Annotated in this window: 1 protein-coding gene and 1 pseudogene; both read right to left on the bottom strand. The window is 44.6% G+C overall.

Annotated features, from left to right (window positions below; all coding sequences use genetic code 11):
- Positions 1-200: pseudogene (locus QUA78_RS32575) on the bottom strand (group II intron reverse transcriptase/maturase); the annotation flags it as partial.
- A gap of 5 nt (positions 201-205) precedes the next feature.
- The coding region (locus QUA78_RS32570; protein WP_333307327.1) for a reverse transcriptase domain-containing protein at positions 206-1,473 on the bottom strand (1,268 nt) is incomplete at its 5' end.

Genomic DNA, 1,473 nt, shown 5'->3' with positions numbered 1-1,473 from the left:
TTACTTCCTGGTTTTGGTATCCAAACTCTTCTAGTCGGTTTGGATTTTCCAGTTAGTTTTAGTTCCCTTGCCAGTTCGAGACGAGCTGCTGGGGATAAGCTTTTTAGCCCGTCCACTCCTGCTGTCTTTTTGTCGGGTAGGAGAGAATGCGTCGCCACATCTCTCCCCCCTAAGAACCGGACTTGACAGTTTCCCATCATCCGGCTCAAGCCTCCAAAACCTCAGAACGTTTGCTTGTATGTTCATGCCTGTGGCAGGCTTTGTGAAGGTGAACAAGGTTTTGGGCCTTGTCCGTGCCTCCGTCTTTCACCCGAATCTTGTGATGGGTGTGCAGTTCTTCTCCGTTGAACAAGTGTTCACCGCATATTGGACATTTCCAATCTTGGTTGACCGCCACATTATAGAGTTTTGAGCCTTTTGCCCAATACGATTTCCCGTATTTGGATTGGCGGTCTTGCCAGTATTTGGTGAGTGCGGGGTCATCAGGAGATGCCGTGTCTTTAACTTTGACATGGCGTACTATGGGAATGTATGACAGCTTGGGCAGGGTTATTAATGTTTCCCTACCGTTTCTGTTTTTAAAGGGTTGGGCAAAGTTCCACTTCGTCTCATTGATTGTTCTAAAGTATTTTTTGGCTACCCAACCTTTCCCCTTTTTGGGATGCCTTCTTAGCGACCACTTCCAAAGCATTTGCCATATTCGGTAGTCAACGTAAGAAAATGTCTCCTTGCTGACTTTGTGCTTGTAGTAGTTTCCCCATCCTCGAATAATTGGGCTGAGGTATTGGATAACTGCCGTTGCCTTTACCGTCTTATGTTGATTCAGCCATTGTTGGATTCCTGCTAAGAATTCTTTGACCTTCTCTTTTTGCGGCTTGATGAGACACTTACCCTTGTAGTGTCGGACATTGAACCCTAGAAAGTTGAATCCCTCAGTAATCTGAGTAATTTTGGTTTTATCCGAATTGAGTTTTAGACCTCTTTGATTTAGCCATTCTTCTACGATGGGTTTAATGGCTTCCAAATTCTCACGATTTTCTGCGGTGATGATGAAGTCATCAGCGTAACGAACAAACCCATATTTTGGTTTGTGTTCCCTCTCCGTTCTTTTTCTACCTTTTGAGTCGGTATATTTGTACTCCTTCGTCTTTTTATGTTGGCTTAGGAGTTTTTCCATTCCGTCGAGAGCTATATTTGCCAAAAGGGGACTTATAATCCCTCCCTGTGGCGTTCCGCTTTCTGTATCGTGGAATATTTCCGCCTCTACATATCCTGCTTTTAACCACTGTTTGATTAGCTCTTGACCAGGGATTTCTCCTATGGCATTGAGCAGGTATTCGTGGCTAATATTGTCGAACGCCCCTTTTAGATCTGCGTCCAATATCCATCTGTCATTGGGAGCATCCCGGTTTTGTAAAAGCCTCAAATGGCCAAGAGGTCGTTGAGGTAAGCACAACGAAGTTTTAGCATTTG

The sequence above is a fragment of the Microcoleus sp. K4-B3 genome, from assembly GCF_036704615.1.
In the GTDB taxonomy this organism is placed as follows: domain Bacteria; phylum Cyanobacteriota; class Cyanobacteriia; order Cyanobacteriales; family Microcoleaceae; genus Microcoleus.
The sequence above is the reverse complement of the archived record's forward strand: the minus strand, read 5'-3'. Positions and strand labels throughout refer to the sequence as shown.